This window comes from Polaromonas sp. (assembly GCF_016185115.1).
GTDB lineage: Bacteria > Pseudomonadota > Gammaproteobacteria > Burkholderiales > Burkholderiaceae_C > Polaromonas.
This window is the reverse complement of sequence record NZ_JACPOF010000021.1, coordinates 1-17479: the sequence shown is the minus strand read 5'-3', so window position 1 is coordinate 17479 and position 17479 is coordinate 1. Positions and strand designations below refer to the sequence as shown.

Genomic DNA, 17479 nt, shown 5'->3' with positions numbered 1-17479 from the left:
GTTGTTGAAGAAACTGACCCTAAGGTAAGCCCCCGGTCCCTGTGTGTCAATCCTCAGCCGACGGGGCGCTTTCGGAGCGCCAGCCAGAACAGGCCCGCTGCCGTGAGGCCCAGCGGCAACAGTGAGCCCAGATTCAGCAGCCGCCAGCCCTGGGTGGTGACCAGCACGCCCGAGGCCAGAGAGGACACGGCCAGCACGGCAAACACGCAGAAGTTGAGCGCGCCCTGGGCCTTGTCTTTTTCTTCCGGGCGCCAGGCACCGAGCGAGAGCGTGGTGCTGGCGGTGAAGAGGAAGTTCCAGCCCACACCCAGCAGGAAAAGCGCACTGACAAAATGCATCAGGTCAATGCCTGACAGGGCAATGAACACACAAATGACATTCAGCGCCAGCCCGACCGCCATGATGGGCAGCGTGCCGAAGCGCTTGATCAGGTGGCCAGTGAAAAAGCCGGGCGCGAACATGCCGATCACGTGCCATTCGAGCACCAGCGCTACATCGGAAAACGGCAGGCTGCAGATCTGCATGGCAATCGGCGTGGCCGACATCAGGAGACTCATGACACCGAAACCGAGCGAGCCCGCCGACGCGGCGACGATAAAGACCGGCTGGCGCATGATTTCGCTGAGTGGTCGGCCCGTGCTGACGGCGGCAGCGCCAGCCACCTTGACGGGCAGCGGCGGGAATCTGATAAAAGCCAGCAGCAGCATGGCCAGCAGTGCAACCGCAGCCAGCGCCAGGTAAGCGCCGGCAAAAGGCACCTCGGTCAGGCTGCGGGTGCGCGCTGCAAGGTTGGGGCCGGCGACCGCGCCTATCAGGCCGCCGGCCATGACCAGCGAAATCGCTTTTTCCTTGAATGCGGGTGCTGCCAGCTCTGCAGCTGCAAAACGGTAGAGCTGGGCGTTGGCGTTGTAATAACCGGCCACCACGGTCGCGGCTACCAGCAGCCAGAAGTTCTTGCCATAGGCCGCGTAACAGCACAGCAGTGCAGACAAAAAGGCCACCAGCAGCCCGAGCTGGAAAGATGTCTTGCGCCCGAACAGACGCTGCGTGCGGGCCACCAGCCCGGTCGACAGCGCGCCGCCGACGACATAACCCATCACGGGCAGCGTCGCCATCCATCCCAGGGGCGCCAGCGCCAGCCCGACCAGGCCGTTGATGGCGATGAAGGTGACGTTGTTGGTCAGGAACAGGCCCTGGCAGATGGTGAGCAGGTAGAGGTTGGCGTTCATGTTGTTCTTTTATGGTGTTCTTGAGGGCTTCAGCCCTCGCCCAGCGCCAGCCAGGCCAGGCAGGCCAGCGGCGCGGTTTCGGCGCGCAGTATGCGGCTGCCCAGGCTGACAGGTGTGAAGCCTGCGCTGATGGCTGCGGTTTCTTCGCCTGCGCTCAAGCCGCCCTCAGGGCCGCTCAGGAAAACCACGGGTCCCGGCAGTGGCGCCAGTTGCTTCAAGGGCTTGCTGCCCGCTGTTGGCGACAACAGCAAACGCAGGGGTGCGCCTTCGCCCGACACGGGCGGCAGCGCCTTGAGCCACTCTGTCAGGCCCAGGGCTTCATGCATCACGGGCACGCGGTTGCGCCCGCATTGCTCGCAGGCCGCGATGGTCACACCGCGCCAGTGCGCAATTTTTTTGTCCGCACGATCACCCTTGAGCCGCAGCACCGACCGCTCGGCCATCAGGGGCTGGATGCTGGCGACGCCGAGTTCGGTGGCCTTCTCGACCAGCCAGTCCATGCGGTCATTGGCCGGCATGCCGACGGCGAGGTGCACCTGGTGGCCTGACTCGCGTTGGGTGGCCTTGTAGCTCTTGATGGTGACGCGCACATCGCTGCGCCCCATCTCGTCTATGACGGCTTCGAACTCGCCTTCACTGGCCGTGCCGCCGTCGCCCTGGCCGTTGAAGAGGCGTATGAGCCCCCCTGGCTGCATGCGCAGCACCTGCACATGGCGCGCCGTTGCTGCAGGCAAAAAAACGGATTCACCTGCGGCCAGTGGCAGGTCGGCGTAAAACCGGGGCGCCATCAGAAGGTGTACCCGATGCGGGTCTCGTTGCCCTCGATCTCGTCGAGCAGCACCATCAGCGGGCCAAGCTGCCGGTAGCGTGCGCAGGTGGCACGTACATATCTGATGAAGCGCGGCGTGTCGGCCAGGTAGCGCGGTTTGCCGTCGCGCAGGGTCAGGCGCGCAAAGATGCCCAGGATCTTGAGGTGGCGCTGCAGGCCCATCCATTCGACGGCGCGGTAGAACTCGCCGAAGTCGTCACCCACCGGCAGGCCGGCCTTGCGCGCCTTTTGCCAGTAGCGGATGGTGATGTCGAGCACGAAGTCTTCTTCCAGCGTCAGAAAGGCGTCGCGCATCAGGCTGGCGATGTCATAGGTGATGGGGCCGTAAACGGCGTCCTGGAAATCCAATACACCTAGCGGTCCTTCAGCCTGACCCGTGACCATGAGATTCCTCGGCATGAAATCCCTGTGTACGTAAACACGCGCATTGTCCAGTGAATCAAGGTTACTGGTCTTGATGAGCGCAAAAGCCGAGTCGAGAGTCGCCTGCTGCTCCGGCTTGAGCGTGATGCCCCTGTGTTTGGCGATGTACCACTCAGGGAAGAGATGGATCTCCCGGCTCAGCAGTGCATCGTCATAGGGCGGCAGCACCCCCGGCTTTGAGGCCAGTTGCCATTTCACCAACGCATCGGTGGCCGCCAGGTAAAGCTCATGGTCTGCAGCAACCGGCCGGGCGACGGCATCTACCGCTGACGGCAGCGCCATCACCTCCATCATGGTGCGGCTGCCCAGGTCGCTGAGCAGCATGAAGCCGTTGGCCTCATCCCAGGCCAGTATGCGTGGCGCCTGCAGGCCGGCACCGGCCATCAGCTCGGCCACCTTTACAAAAGGCTTGCAGTCCTCCTTGTCAGGGGGGGCATCCATGATGATGAAGGTCTCGCCACCCGAGGCCGCATCGACCCGGAAGTAGCGCCTGAAGCTGGCATCGGCCGACGCCAGGCGCAGGCTGGCCGCATTCAGTTGGGGCACCTCATGGCGCGAAGACAGGCCGGACAGCCATGTGAAGAATGCCTGGCTTCTGGCCGGATCCGGCCATGCAATGTCGTTAAGGGAGGCAGTCATGGTTTTCCAGTCGGGAAGGGCGGGCAGATACATGCAGGGCCTGCGCAGCGGGAACAAGGGTCATGCCCGGGGCCGCACCAGAGGGTCATGGATAATCAGGCCTGATTTTACAAACACGCCCTAGCCCGTACAAAACTTGATGCGCCACGCATCTCCCTCGCCCTTCCTGCTTTCCCCGGTGTCCCGTGCCGTTCTTTGCGTGGTTTCCATCACCGCGCTGGGATGGGGCTTTCACGCGCCGGTACACGCCCAGGCCATGGAGCTGCAGCCACCGGCGCTGCCCCAGCAGCAGGAGTGGACTGGCACGTATGACACGGAAACCGCGCCCATCACGCTGAAGATGACGCCCATGCTGGCCGAGAAGCCACCCGAGGGCGACGAAAATATTCCGCCGACCTTTGTGTTCGGCGACAGCGTGACCGGCCGCCCCGACCTTGAGACGGTGATTGATGGCAATGCCGAGTTGCGCCGGGGCCCGACCGCCATCCGTGCCGACCGCATCGAACTCACGCATCCGACCGACATGCTCAATGCCAAAGGCAATGTGCATGTCAGCAGTTCGGGGAACCAGTTTCGCGGCCCGGAGCTGCAACTCAAGCTCGACACCTTCGAGGGCTATTTTGCCCAGCCTTCCTACCGCTTCCTGAGCAATGGCGGCAATGGCAAGGCGGGGCGCATTGATTTCCTCAGCGACAAGGTGCTGGTCGCACGCAACGCCAACTACACGACCTGCGAGCGCGACAACGAAGCCACCTGGGAGCCGGCCTGGACACTGACCGGCACCAGCTTCAAGTTCGACCAGGAAACCGAAACCGGCGAGGCCACCGGTGCGGTGCTGCGCTTCAAGGGCGTGCCCATCCTGGCGGGGCCGACCATCAGCTTTCCGCTGAGCGACAAGCGCAAGTCCGGCTTGCTGCCGCCCACCTACAACGTGGACAGCGTCAGTGGCGTGATGTGGAGCCAGCCGTATTACCTGAACATCGCGCCCGACATGGATGCCACGTTCTCGCCAACGATGATGAGCAAGCGCGGGCTGGATCTGGGGTCGGAGTTCCGTTACCTCAACAAGACCAACTCCGGCCGCGTGCGGGCCAGCTACCTGGTCAGCGACAAGCTGCGCAACAACATCGACCGCTGGTCCTATGCGACCACGCACGTGGGCGTCTTTGACACCGGCACGCCGACATTCGGCAAGCTGGGGCTCAGCCTCAACCTGAACCGCGTGAGCGACAACGACTACTGGAAGGACTTCCCGCGCAGCAGCACTTTCCTCGTGCAGCGGCTGCTGTCCAATGACGCCAGTGTCAGCTGGTCCAAGGGTTATGTTTCAACCACGGTGAGCGCACTGACCTGGCAGCCCCTGCAGGACCCGCTGTCAGTGATCGTGCCGCCCTACAACCGGCTTCCCCAGATCACCTCAACCTACAGCCGCCTCAATGCGCCACTGGCTGGCGCGAACGGGTTTGACTATTCGCTTTCCGGCGAATTCACGCGGTTTTCGGCTGACAGGGCCCTCACGAGGCAGCCCAACAGCAACCGGGCGGTGGCTATCGCCCAGATCAGCCGTCCATGGGTGTCCCCGGGCTGGTACTTCACGCCGAAAATGCAGCTGCATTCGACCATGTACCGCTTTGATGCGCCGCTGGCCGACGGCACATTCTCAAAATCGCGTGTGGTGCCGACGTTCAGCGTTGACAGCGGTCTTCAATACGAACGCAAGACCAGCTACTTCGGCCGCACATTCACGCAGACGCTGGAGCCGCGCGCGTTCTACGTGCGCACACCTTACCGTGACCAGAGCCTTTTGCCCAACTATGACTCCGGGCTCAATGACTTCAACTTTGCAACCGTGTTTACGGAAAACGCCTTTGTCGGCAATGACCGTATTTCGGACGCCAACCTGCTGACGCTTGGCGTAACATCGCGCCTGCTGGACCCCGACACCGGCGCGGAAAAAGTGCGCTTCGGTGCAGCCCAGCGCCTGCGTTTTGCAGACCAGAGAGTCACCACGCCCGGTGGCCTGCCCGTCACCGATCGCATCAGTGACCTGTTGTTCGGTACCAGCATCAACTGGGCACCGCAGTGGGCATTTGACGCGACGGTTCAATACAACCCCAAACTCAAGCAGTCCGAGCGCAGCAGCTACGGGGTCCGTTACAACCCGAGTCATTACCGGGTGATCAGCGCATCGCTGCGCTACCAGCGCAATATCAGCAATTCTGTGGATGTCGGCTGGCAGTGGCCGCTCAACGATATCTGGGGCGACAAGGGCAAGGATCTGGGCGCCGGGCGCGGCCAGGGCGGCGGCCGCCTGTATACGGTAGGGCGCCTCAACTACAGCATCCCCGAACGGAAACTGGTTGATGCCATCGCCGGCGTTGAGTACGATGGCTGTTGCTGGATTGGCCGGGTGGTGCTTCAGCGCTCCCAGAACACGCTGGTGGCCTCCAACACACGCATTCTTTTCCAGCTGGAACTGGTCGGATTTTCGCGTCTTGGGGTGAATCCCCTGGATACCCTGAAACAGAATATTCCGCGCTATGAGTTCCTGCGCGACCAAGTGACCGCACCTAGCCGTTTTACCAACTATGACTAAACATCTTATTTCTTCACGTGTTGCCGCCAGGAGCGTTTTTGACAGCCGGGTTATGGCGGCGCTGGCGCTGGTTTTTTCTGCCATGGCCGTCGATGCCCAGGGACTCAGGCCATCGGGCGCATTGCGCCTGCCTGACAGGGCCGTCGGAGCTGCAAATGCAGGCGGCCAGCGGCAGGCAGATTTCATCGTGGCGGTGGTCAACTCAGAGCCCGTGACCAACAACGAGGTGCGTTCAAAACTAGTGCGTGCGGAGCAGCAGCTGTCGCAGCGTGGCAGCGCCATGCCGCCGCGCAATGAGCTTGCCCTGCAGGTTCTGGAGCGCCTGATCAGCGACAAGGCGCAGCTCCAGATGGCGCGCACCTCCGGTATCCGTGTCGATGACAACGCGGTGGAAAACGCCGTCGCCGCCGTGGCACAGCAGAACCAGCTCACGATTGACGAACTGCGACGCCGGCTTGTGGCCGACGGCATTCCCTACGCGCAGTTCCGGTCCGAGTTGCGCGATGAATTGCTGGTCACGAGGCTGCGTCAGCGTGAAGTGGATTCGCGTGTGACGGTCACCGAAGCCGACATTGACCAGTTTTTGCGCGATCAGGAAGGCAGCAACGATGCGGCTGCGATCGAGCTCAACCTGGTGCAGATCCTGGTCCCTGTTCCCGAGAACGCAACGGCTGAACAGCTTGCCGCCCTGCAGGCCAGGGCCAGCCAGGTTGCGCAGCGCGCGCGCGCGGGTGGCGATTTTGCCGCGCTGGCCAATGAATTTTCTGATGCCCAGGTGCGCCTGACCGGCGGTCAGATGGGGCTTCGCGCGGCTGATCGCTACCCGCCCCTCTTCCTGGAGGCGACCCAGAACCTGGCCGCGGGTGGTGTGGCGGGGCCGGTACGCAGCGGTGCGGGTTTTCACATCCTCAAGGTGCTTGAGAAAAAGAAGGCCGGTGTTCCCGGCGTGAACATCACGCAGACGCGTGCGCGCCACATCCTTTTGCGCCCCACACCCCAGCTGACCGAGGCCGGCGCCGTTGAAAAACTGCTGAATATCAAAAAGCGCGTTGCCGCCGGCCAGGCAGATTTCGCAAAGGAAGCACAGGAGAACAGCGTCGACGGCTCCGCCAAGGACGGCGGCGACCTCGGCTGGACCAACCCCGGCAGTTTTGTGCCGGAGTTTGAGCAGGCCATGAATGGCCTGTCTCCCGGCCAGATTTCTGACCCGGTGATATCGCGTTTCGGCGCACACCTGATCCAGGTTCTGGAGCGGCGCGTCACCCAGCTGTCGGAGCGCGACCAGCGCGAGCTGGTGCGCGGCATCGTCCGCGAGAAGAAGCAGGAAGAAGCCTATTCCCTGTGGGCGCAGGAAGTGCGTGGGCGGGCTTATGTCGAGTATCGTGAACCACCGCAATAATGTGGCCCCCACGGTTGCTCACTTCGTGTAGCGCCCGAGGCCTTGCAGGCCGCGGCTTGCGAGACGCTTCGCCTCTGTCGCCTGTCCGAAGCTGCTCAAGCAGCTTCAGAGCCGCAGGCTCCAGCCCCTCGGGGGCCGCCCTGCCTTGCGGCCGGCAGAGCCGGACCGCGGCTCCTGCTTGCAAAGGCAGCGCTTCGTTGAATGCAGCTGGCGCGGGCGTTGTGTCCGATTTCGAACCACCAGGCACTGTTTTGTGAAGCACATAGCCCGCAAGCGCTTTGGCCAGCATTTCCTGACCGACAAGTACATCATTGAAGCCATCGTTGAGGCGATTGCGCCTCGGGCTGGGGATGCCATGGTGGAGATCGGGCCGGGGCTTGCCGCCTTGACGCAGCCTCTGGTCGAGCGCCTGGGCCAGTTGACGGTGATCGAGCTTGACCGCGACCTTGCCGTGCAGCTGCGGGCGCATCCCCAGCTCAAGGTCATTGAGTCGGATGTGCTGAAGGTTGATTTCCGCGCGCTGGCGGCTGAAGCCGTAGAGGCTGGCGCAAAACTGCGTGTCGTGGGCAACCTGCCTTACAACATCTCCACGCCGATTCTGTTTCACCTGCTTGATGTGGCTGATGTGGTTCAGGACCAGCACTTCATGCTGCAGAAGGAAGTCATAGACCGCATGGTGGCAACCCCTTCGAACGGCGACTACAGCCGCCTGAGCGTGATGCTGCAGTGGCGTTATGCGATGGAAAACGTGCTCTTTGTGCCGCCCGAAAGTTTCGACCCGCCGCCGCGGGTGGACAGTGCCATCGTGCGCATGGTGCCGCACCCCACGCCCGCTTTGCTGGATGTGGCGCTGTTCAGCGAACTGGTGCGTGTCGCCTTCAGCCAGCGGCGCAAACTGTTGCGGCATTCGCTGGGCAAATGGCTGGAGCAGCGCGCTTTTGCCGGCAGCTTCAACCTTCAGCGGCGTGCCGAGGAGGTGCCGGTGGCTGAGTACATCGCGCTGGCGCAGCAGGCATAAAAAAGCCCGGAATCACGTGAGTGACCGGGCTTTTAACTAAACGCAAAATTTTCCGACGGGCCGCCCCTGGGAAAATTAGCCCCCTTGGGGGGCAGAGAGCTACACGAAGTGAGCGAACGTGGGGGCTCTATAACTACTAGGCTGCTGCCAGCCAGTAACCCGCATTGAACGGGCTACTCATGCGCAGAGCCAGCGGAGACACGTCGACCAGTTTGTCGGTCGGCATGATTTCTTCGCCTTCTGCGATTGCGTTCTGGGCCTCATTAGCCCGATCCCCTTGGCCAATTTCCGGGGAGCGGGCTACAGAAAAGAATAGAAGCACCGGAACGGTATCTTTCGATCCGCCCAGTAGTCCGCGGCATCCCTGAAGATGTCCAGAAGCTGCTCGCGCGCTTCCTTGTCAAACTTCGCGTTTGCCGGGATTTGCTCCAACACCACGATAAAACCGGGTTGCGGGCCTGATTTGTGAACCAGGTCCGTCATGCAGTCATACAGGGCGTCAAAATTCTTGCCGAAGTGGGCGGGGAAGGTGTACTGGGCCGCGATCATGTCCAGAACGTCCTGCTTGCTCTGGGCATTGCCCAGGTTGGCGTACAGGAAGTGCTGGTTCAGGTGCGTAGCCGCATCCTGCAGGTCCTGCACGCGGAAAGCGCGAATGGACTGCACGATATTTGGCCGCACACCCTTGAGGGGCGTATCAGTATCCTTACGAAGTGGTGTATCCATCTCCGCATCTCTTTCTATGAAGTCAACAAAACTCAAAATAACAACCACCTGCCCGGTTGGCCGGGCTTAACGGGAAATCCTGCGAAAACTCGCATAGTGGTCGTCCGTGTAATAACAGTTGTCAGGCGCGGCGGGTTTGACCCCACCGCAAATGATGCGCCGGGCTCCCCGGCTGCGTTCATTTGGCGTCCTGACGGTGTACTCGCGGTAGTAGCCGCGGTTCTGGGCGGGAAGAATGCGCTCCCTGTTGCCGAAAACCGTGCCGTCCTTGTCATACCGAAACGGACCACCCTGGTAAATCAATGTCATCATGTCGCGCGCCTGTGGCGGCAGCTGGGTGAGTGCAATGGTGTCAATCTGGCGTGAGGTTTGGGGCCCCCTGGCTTGCACCAGGCTGGGGCTGACAACCGTCAGACTGATCAGGCTGGCCAAAAGAGCCAGCTTCATCGCTGCAACAATCTCCTGCCAATGCCGGTAACCGTTGCGCAACATGAAAAAAACCTTTTTTGAATTTAATGCCAGAACCGGCACACCCTTTGAATACCGGAAGGCATCCCAAGGAAATTTCGGGTTAACCCTTAAATTTCAAGAGTGATAGTTTGCCGCATCCGGCTTCAAAAGGCAAGGGGGTGCTGAAAAATTAGGCACCCGATCCGGCGCCGGAAGGCTTAAAAAGTTAGTGCAAACTATCTAAAAAGGCTTCACCGTGCCGCGTTGGCGTCTGCGACAGTCAGCGCTGTCATATTGACAATCCGCCTGACGGTGGCGGTCGCGGTCAGGATGTGCATGGGTTTGTTGGCCCCCAGCAAAACCGGGCCGATGGCGATGTTGCCGCCAGCGGCAGTCTTGAGCAGGTTGTAGGAAATATTGGCTGCATCAATATTGGGCAGGACCAGTAAATTCGCCTCGCCGGCCAGCGTGCTGTTGGGCATGATCAGTGCACGGGCATCTTCATCGAGCGCCATGTCACCGTGCATTTCGCCGTCGGCTTCCAGCCATGGCGCCTTCTCGCGCAGCAATTCGAGCGTCTTGCGCATCTTCATGGCGCTGGGCAGGCTGGACGAGCCGAAGTTTGAATGTGACAGCAGGGCCGCTTTGGGCTTGATGCCGAAGCGCATCATCTCTTCAGCCGCCATGGTGGTGATCTCGGCCAGCTGTTCGGCCGTCGGGTCGTAGTTGACATGGGTGTCGAGCAAAAACACCTGCCGGCCGGGCAGCAGCAGGCCGTTCATGCAGGCATAGGTGTTGACGCCTTCGCGCTTGCCAATGACCTGGTCGAGGTAATCAAGGTGGTGGGCCGTGGTGCCCCAGGTGCCGCAGATCAGGCCGTCCACGTCGCCTTTTTGCAGCAGCATGCCGGCAATCAGGGTCAGGCGGCGGCGCATCTCGATCTTGGCGATCTGCACCGTCACGCCCTTGCGCTCCATCATGCGGTGGTAGGTTTGCCAGAAGTCGCGGTAGCGGTGGTCCTGCTCGACATTGACGACGTCGTAATCCAGCTCTTCCTTCAGGCGCAGGCCGAACTGCTCGATGCGCCGCGCAATGATGGCGGGGCGGCCTATCAGCGTCGGGCGGGCTACGCCCTCATCAACGACGATCTGGCAGGCACGCAGCACGCGTTCTTCTTCGCCCTCTGCATAGGCGATGCGCTTGCGGGATGCAGCCTTGGCGGCTGCAAAAATCGGCTTCATCACCGAGCCGGAGGCGTAGACAAAGCTCTGCAGCTTCTCGCGGTAGGCGTCCAGGTCGGCAATCGGGCGCAGCGCGACGCCGCTTTCTGCCGCAGCTTTCGCCACGGCAGGCGCAATCTTCATCATCAGCCGCGGGTCAAACGGCTTGGGGATCAGGTATTCAGGGCCGAAGGCCAGCTTTTCGCCGACATAGGCGGCAGCCACCACTTCACTCTGCTCGGCCTGGGCGAGCTCGGCAATCGCGTGTACAGCCGCAATTTCCATTTCCACAGTGATGGTGGAGGCGCCTGCATCCAGTGCGCCGCGGAAGATGTAGGGGAAACACAGGACGTTGTTGACCTGGTTGGGGTAGTCGGTACGGCCGGTGGCGATGATGGCGTCGTCACGCACGGCCTTCACGTCTTCCGGCGAGATCTCGGGGTTGGGGTTGGCCAGCGCCAGGATGATGGGGCGCGCCGCCATTTTGGCGACCATTTCTTTCTTGAGCACACCACCGGCGGAAAGGCCCAGAAAGATGTCCGCGCCCTCAATGACATCGCTCAGGGAGCGGGCATCGGTTTTCTGCACGAACTGGATCTTGTCCTCGTCCATCAGTTCGGTGCGGCCTTCGTAAACCACGCCGGCGAGGTCGGTCACATAGACGTTCTCGCGCTGTATGCCGAGCTTGAGCAGCAGGTTCAGGCAGGCCAGCGCCGCAGCGCCTGCACCCGAAGTGACCAGCTTGACCTGGCCGGGGGCCTTGTTGACCACCTTCAGTGCGTTGAGCACTGCCGCGCCCACGGTGATGGCGGTGCCGTGCTGGTCGTCATGAAAGACCGGGATCTTCAGGCGCTTGCGCAGCTCGCGCTCTACATAAAAGCAGTCGGGCGCCTTGATGTCTTCGAGGTTGATGGCACCGAAGGTCGGCTCCAGCGAGGCGATGATCTCGACCAGTTTGGCCGGGTCTTTCTCGTCGATCTCGATGTCGAAGACGTCAACGCCGGCGAACTTCTTGAACAGCACGCCCTTGCCCTCCATCACCGGCTTGGAGGCCAGCGGGCCGATGTCGCCCAGGCCCAGCACGGCGGTGCCGTTGGTGATGACGGCCACCAGGTTGCCGCGGCTGGTGTACTTGAAGGCGTTGTTGGGGTCCTTGACGATTTCTTCGCAGGGGGCGGCCACGCCGGGCGAGTAGGCGAGCGCCAGGTCGCGCTGGTTGGTCAGCTGCTTGGTGGCTGCGATGGCGATCTTGCCGGGGGTGGGAAACTCATGGTATTCAAGCGCAGCGCGGCGCAGTTCTGCGCGCTTTTCCTCGCGGTTGCCAGGCGTTGCGGGGGGTGTTGTCGGCATCAAAAGTCTCCACGGGCGCGGTCGGCTGACCGGCGATTTTTTGTAGGGTTGGCGATTGTAGGCCGCTTTGGGGGAAACCCTAGTAGGTGAATCTACGCAAAGACGTGGGTGTAACCAGATGTGACGTAAAACCGGCAACAACCCCGTTTCAGTCTTCGTGGGAGGCCAGAACAGGCGCGTATGTTCGGTTGACCAGCAGTTTGATGAAGTATAAATGCTATTAATTCAATAGCTGCTTGCGCGTGTATTTAAAGGGCTGTGGCCCGATTGATGGTCGAAAACAGGCTCTTTCCGATGATTTTGAAGGGTTTTTCCGGTCAACAACTGTCGGCAGCCGGTAAAAATCCTGAAAGTTAACAAGGAAGTTAACTTTCGAGCCAAATGCAAACTTTCATATTAATTTTGGACGTCTGATGTCCTAGGGTAACCATGGCATCAGCACCGGGCAACAAATGGTTACATTCGCTGAGCGAGTGGGCTGGAGCGAAAGTGCCTTGCCGCAGTGTTTGAGACGCAAAGTACAAAAACGGGGAGACGACATGATTTTTCTCATGACGGTGCGCGGCATGTGCGCGTCGCTAAATGGCAGGGTGTCTGCGTGACGGGCCAGACCATTCCCCAACCCCGACCGGAAGCCGGCGCTGAACCCGTATCCAGTCGTTCGGCGTCCTCTTCTTCCTCTTCTTCCTGGCAGGGGTTCTTCTCAAGCTCCCTACAGCCCTCCGGCATGCTGGCCAAGGTGAGGCGGGCCGTGACCGGTCAGGCAACTGTCCCCGAAGGGCGCGCAGCAACTCCGGACAGGGGTGGGCCATGCTCCCTGGCAGACGTCAAAAAACAGCTGCTCATGGTGCTGGATGACTGCCGCGATGGCGCGGGGCGCCTGAGTATTGAAGACCGGATTTCTTCAGCCGATTCCGTCACCGAGTTGTGGTTGCTTCGCAGCGACATCTACCAGTGCGTGGCGCGTCAACGCGGGCAGAGTGAAGCCTCGCGCCGCATCAACAGCCTGCTGCCGATCTTTGAGGGCTGGATACCTGCCAGGCACCTTGCTGCGGTTTAGCCGCGTCCGTCCGGCGTTCGCCCGGGACGCAAAAGCCCACGGTCAAAACAGCGTGACGCTTCTGTTTTTGTAGCAGACATGGCCCACAACACCGAGCTGCCAACCCGAGTCTGTAAGGTGAAAAGGGGCTTCTGGTGCCGCAGGACTCGGGAGAACTGTGGCAAATTGTACAAATACGCTTGCGTTACATCTGGAATTGGCAAATACCGGACAAATCAATGGACATGCGGGTGAATAGCTATAAAAATTGTTAACAGAAGTAATCTGTTTCATAGGCTATACCTCAACCACCGTCCTTTTCATTGATATTTTCCCGTCCTGCCACGCTTGGTCAGTTGTTTGCGCTGGGCCTTATGGCCTTCGGCGCTGATACAGCTTCGTCCCAGACGCGACCCAACGCCGGAACCCTGCTTGAATCGCAGCCTCCGGCCCCCGTGCTTCCCCGCCAGGGCGAGCCACGCATTTCCCTGCCGGATGCAAAACCGGCACCTGCTGCAACCGCCAATGTCCGCATCACGCCCAAGGCATTCAGGCTGACCGGCAACACGATTTTTTCTTTCGACGAGTTGAATGCGCTGCTCGCCAGGTTTGTGGACCAGCCGGTCGATATCGCCGGACTGACGGCTGCGGCAACGACCATCAGCAACTACTACCGATCCAAAGGTTACCTGCTGACCGAGGCTTACCTGCCCGAGCAGACCCTCGCGGCTACCGGCGGCACGGTCACCATCCGGGTAATTGAAGCCAAAATCGGCAAGACCACTGTCGAGGTTCAGGGCGACGGCAGCGGCATCTCCAGAAGTTTTGCTGAAGAAGTGATGGCAAGGCACATGACCAGGGGCGACGCCGTCACCGAATACGGCCTCGACAAACCCATACTGCTGCTGCGCGACCTGGCCGGTTATGACGCCAGCGCCGTGGTTGAGCCCGGCGAAAATCCGGGTGAGGCCAATGTCCGCGTTGCCATCACCAGCCGGGGGCCCGGGACGGAGGGCTCTGTCAGCGCCGACAACTACGGCGCCAGTGCTGCCGGCGCAGTACATGCCTCGGCCAATCTGAACATCAACAACCTGACGGGCCGGGGCGATGTGCTGTCACTGGGCGGCCAGATCGGCGACCAGGCCGGCTCAAACCTCTACCGTGCCGCCTGGTCCCTGCCGGTGGGTGGATGGGGTACACGCGTCGGCTTGAATGCAGCCCGTCTCAATTACGCGCTGGGCAAACAGTTCGCCGCGCTGGGCGCCAGCGGCAAGGCAGACCTGTTCGGCCTGAGTATGTCCCACCCGCTGGTCCGCGGGCGCGAAAACAATGCGTACCTGCAGGTCAGCGCCGACCATAAGCGCCTTCTCGACAGGACGACCACACCACTGCTGAAAAGCGAACGCGAGATGATCTCCCTGCGTGCCGGCCTGTCGGGCAATTTCGTTGATCGCCTGGCGGACTTGACGGCGTCGAACAGCTACTCGCTCAGCAGCACCCTGGGACGCCTGACGCTGGACCCGGCCGACATGGCGCTAGACCAGGGTTTTGGTGGCCTGCATACTGCCGGCGCCTTTCGCAAACTGAACGCCGAGTACCAGCGTGTCCAGTTTTTTGGCGGCGCTTCCAGCCTTTACTTCACTGCCCAGACGCAAATCGCTTCAAAAAACCTCAGCTCTGCAGAAAAAATGGCATTGGGCGGCCCCAACGGCGTGCGCAGCTACCCGGTCGGCGAAGGCATTGGCGACTCCGGCACCATGTTCAATCTTGAATACCGCTATCAGTTGCCGTCCGCAGTGTCCCTGCTGTCCGAACCCGTCAGCCTGCTGGCCTTTTATGACTATGGCCAGGTCAGGCTGAACCAGGAAGGTCCCCCCATACCGGGCTCGGCCAACGGCATCACGCTGAGTTCGGTGGGCCTGGGTTTCATGTTGGGCCGCATTGGCAACTTCCTCATCAAGACTCACCTTGCATGGCGAACCACGCCTGCCTTGCCCACGACCGGCGATGCAGACCGCAGTCCGCGCGCCTGGCTGTCGGCCCAGAAGTGGTTCTAGGGCTTGCAGCCTGACTGCACACCCGCACATCCTGACATCATGACCTCCACGCGCAACGCTCCGCCATCCGCTTACGGCAAACGCCGTTACCGGCCGTGGTCCGTGCGCACGGTGGTCATCAGGCTCTCCCGCAAGCTGACGGCGACCTACCGTATCCGCACCGGCCGGTCCCTGTCATTCCTGCTGAGCAGCCTGCTCGCACTGGTATCGCCGCTGTCGAGAGCTGACCTGCCAACCGGCGGCGTGGTTGTCGCCGGCCAGGCCACCGTCAGCACGCCGACGGCCAACAGCATGCGCATCGACCAGGCGACCGACAAGGCGGCGCTGAACTGGCAGACCTTCAATATCGGCACAGGCCAGTCGGTGCAGTTTGTACAGCCTGCTGCAACATCGGTGGCCCTCAACCGGGTGATTGGCAATGACGCCTCGTCGATTTACGGTTCCCTGAACGCCAATGGCCAGGTCTTTTTGATCAACCCGTCGGGCGTGATGTTTGCCCCTGGCGCGCAGGTCAGCGTGGGCGGGCTGGTGGCATCCAGCCTGGCCATCAGCAACGACGACTTCATGGCGGGCCGTTATACCTTCAGCGGTATCGGTGGCGGGCCGGTTGATAACCACGGCAACATCGACGCCAAACGTGGTGGCTATGTATTGCTGGCGGCCCCAAAGGTCGGCAATACAGGCACGATCAGGGCAGATGCAGGGTCTGTTGGCCTGCTTGCCGGCAATCGCGCGACCATAGACACATCGGGCACGGGGCTGGTGCGTTTTTCCGTAGATGCTGCGGCGGCGAACGCGGCGGTTGTCAACAGCGGCAATATCCTCGCCGACGGCGGCCAGATTGCCTTGCTGGCAAGTTCGGTTGGCGATGCGATGGCCACCGTCATCAACCAGACAGGTGTGGTTCGCGCCAACACTGCAACCGAGCGTGACGGCATGATTGTCCTGAGCGGCGGACCATCGGGCGTGGTCAGGGTGGCCGGGCAACTGACTGCATCGGGCGCTGCCAGCGGCCAGTCCGGCGGCACGATCAAGGTGCTGGGGGACAAGGTTGCGCTGGAATCCGGTGCGCGGCTTGACGCCTCGGGTCAAGCCGGCGGCGGCACTGTTCTGGTGGGTGGCAACTACCAGGGCAAGGGGACCGAGCAGAATGCATCGCTCACGCTGGTCGCACAGGGTGCGGCCATCGACGTGAGCGCTGCAAGCAGCGGCAACGGCGGCAAGGCCATCGTCTGGGCAGATGGCGCCACCGGCTTTTATGGCGACATCAAGGCCACCGGCGGCGCGCAATCGGGCAATGGCGGTTTTGCAGAAGTCTCGGGCAAACAGAATCTCGCTTTTGACGGCACCGCCAACCTGAGTGCGGCCAATGGCCAGGCAGGCACCCTGTTGCTGGACCCGCTCAATATCATTGTGGCTGCAGCAGGCGCGGCTGCTTATGCCGACGTCAGCACCTTTGCCGCGCAGGCCGGCACCACGCAGACCGTGTCGGTGGGTACGCTCAATGCCGTCGCGGGCAACATCACGCTGCAGGCTACCAACGACATCACGGTCAGCAGCGCCTTTGCAGTCGCCGCCAACAAGAGCGTCTCCATGGAGGCGAATAACAACATCACCGTCAGTGCGGCATTGAGCACGACGGGCACAGGCGCCATCAACCTGAAAGCCGATGCCGATGCCAGCGGTGTGGGCGCTCTGGCAATCAATGCCGGGGTGAGTTCGCAGGCCGGTGGCATCACACTGTCAGGCGCTTCAGTCACCAGCAACGCGGCGGGCACCATCAATGCGACGGGCGCAGCCAGCGCCAATGCTGGCAATGTGGAAATTACGTCTGCCGGTGCCGTTACGCTGGCTGCGGCCGTGACAGCCACAGGCGGCACGGCGGGCGCGGGCACGGTGGGCCGCAATGCCGGTACGGTGAGCATCACGGGCACAAGCATCAGCACCGGCGCGATCACTGCCAGCGGCAGCGCAGGCAATGGCGCAGGGCAGGCCGGCGGTACCGGCGGCACAGTAAACCTGACATCAACAGGCGGCCTCACCACGGGCACCATCACTGCTTCGGGCGGCGCAGGCGGCACGGGCAACAGCGCAGGCGGTTCCGCAGGCAGCATCACGCTCGCCAACAGCGGCACCGGCAACATCAGCACAGGCGCACTGATTGCGCAGACGGGCAATGCAGTCGGTGCAGGCGCAGGCGGAACAGCCGGCAGTGTGAGTGTCACCAATACTGCTGCAGGCAGCCTCAGCACAGGCGCCATCACCACCACGGGCGGCACCATGGGCCATGGCGGCAACGTCTCGCTTAGCGCACTCGGTACTGCAGGCAGCGGCAATATCGCCGCCTCAGGTGGCGCTGCACTGGCCACGAATGCGGGGCGCAATGCGGGCACGGTGAGCATCACAGGCGCAGGCATTGCGTTGGGCACCAGCACCATCACAGCCAGCGGGACGGCCGGCGTGGGCGCCAGCCAGGCAGGCGGCAACGGCAACACCATCACGCT

12 protein-coding genes are annotated in these 17479 nt (G+C 61.9%); 6 read left to right on the top strand and 6 right to left on the bottom strand.

Features of this window, described 5'->3' with window-relative positions; translation table 11 throughout:
- Positions 1–53 precede the first annotated feature (53 nt).
- Genes HYX42_RS15460 through HYX42_RS15450 form a run of 3 tightly spaced genes read right to left on the bottom strand, consistent with a single transcriptional unit; the run spans position 54 to position 3120 of the window.
- Positions 54–1229 carry an MFS transporter gene (locus HYX42_RS15460; protein WP_293404587.1) on the bottom strand — a complete coding sequence of 392 codons (1176 nt, stop codon included), beginning with the start codon at positions 1227–1229 and terminating at the stop codon, positions 54–56.
- 29 nt (positions 1230–1258) lie between these two features.
- Positions 1259–2017, bottom strand: a complete 759-nt coding sequence (locus HYX42_RS15455) for a 16S rRNA (uracil(1498)-N(3))-methyltransferase (RefSeq protein WP_293404585.1) — start codon at positions 2015–2017, stop codon at positions 1259–1261.
- Entirely contained in the window at positions 2017–3120 is a 1104-nt protein-coding gene (locus tag HYX42_RS15450) for a phosphotransferase (protein ID WP_293404583.1), read from the bottom strand. The genes HYX42_RS15455 and HYX42_RS15450 overlap by 1 nt, the downstream gene beginning before the upstream one ends.
- Positions 3121–3259: 139 nt before the next feature.
- Here HYX42_RS15450 and lptD point away from each other — a divergent pair, with 139 nt between their 5' ends.
- The 3 genes from lptD to rsmA all read left to right on the top strand — a co-directional run bounded on the left by lptD (position 3260) and on the right by rsmA (position 8133).
- Positions 3260–5716: an LPS assembly protein LptD gene (lptD, locus tag HYX42_RS15445; RefSeq protein WP_293404581.1), complete on the top strand. Its 2457-nt coding sequence runs from the start codon at positions 3260–3262 to the stop codon at positions 5714–5716.
- The gene (locus tag HYX42_RS15440) at positions 5709–7115 is read left to right on the top strand and encodes a peptidylprolyl isomerase (protein ID WP_293404579.1); all 1407 of its coding nucleotides are present in this window, start codon (positions 5709–5711) and stop codon (positions 7113–7115) included. The genes lptD and HYX42_RS15440 overlap by 8 nt, the downstream gene beginning before the upstream one ends.
- Positions 7116–7368: 253 nt before the next feature.
- On the top strand, positions 7369–8133 hold the full coding sequence (gene rsmA / locus HYX42_RS15435) for a 16S rRNA (adenine(1518)-N(6)/adenine(1519)-N(6))-dimethyltransferase RsmA (RefSeq protein ID WP_293404577.1): 765 nt from the start codon (positions 7369–7371) through the stop codon (positions 8131–8133).
- Positions 8134–8433: 300 nt separating this feature from the next.
- On the opposite strand, the gene HYX42_RS15430 is transcribed toward rsmA, so the two are convergent.
- From HYX42_RS15430 to HYX42_RS15420, 3 genes are all read right to left on the bottom strand, one after another.
- On the bottom strand, positions 8434–8859 hold the full coding sequence (locus HYX42_RS15430; protein ID WP_293404575.1) for a barstar family protein: 426 nt from the start codon (positions 8857–8859) through the stop codon (positions 8434–8436).
- A 66-nt stretch (positions 8860–8925) separates the two neighbouring features.
- Positions 8926–9306 carry a ribonuclease domain-containing protein gene (locus tag HYX42_RS15425; RefSeq protein WP_293405415.1) on the bottom strand — a complete coding sequence of 127 codons (381 nt, stop codon included), beginning with the start codon at positions 9304–9306 and terminating at the stop codon, positions 8926–8928.
- 254 nt (positions 9307–9560) lie between these two features.
- The gene (locus HYX42_RS15420) at positions 9561–11879 is read right to left on the bottom strand and encodes an NADP-dependent malic enzyme (protein ID WP_293404573.1); all 2319 of its coding nucleotides are present in this window, start codon (positions 11877–11879) and stop codon (positions 9561–9563) included.
- 727 nt (positions 11880–12606) lie between these two features.
- Between HYX42_RS15420 and HYX42_RS15415 the strand changes: the two genes are divergently transcribed.
- From HYX42_RS15415 to HYX42_RS15405, 3 genes are all read left to right on the top strand, one after another.
- On the top strand, positions 12607–12939 hold the full coding sequence (locus HYX42_RS15415; protein ID WP_293404570.1) for a hypothetical protein: 333 nt from the start codon (positions 12607–12609) through the stop codon (positions 12937–12939).
- A gap of 302 nt (positions 12940–13241) precedes the next feature.
- Positions 13242–14975, top strand: coding sequence for a ShlB/FhaC/HecB family hemolysin secretion/activation protein (locus tag HYX42_RS15410; RefSeq protein WP_293404568.1), 1734 nt, complete (start codon positions 13242–13244; stop codon positions 14973–14975).
- A gap of 39 nt (positions 14976–15014) precedes the next feature.
- The coding region (locus tag HYX42_RS15405; protein WP_293404565.1) for a filamentous hemagglutinin N-terminal domain-containing protein at positions 15015–17479 on the top strand (2465 nt) is incomplete at its 3' end.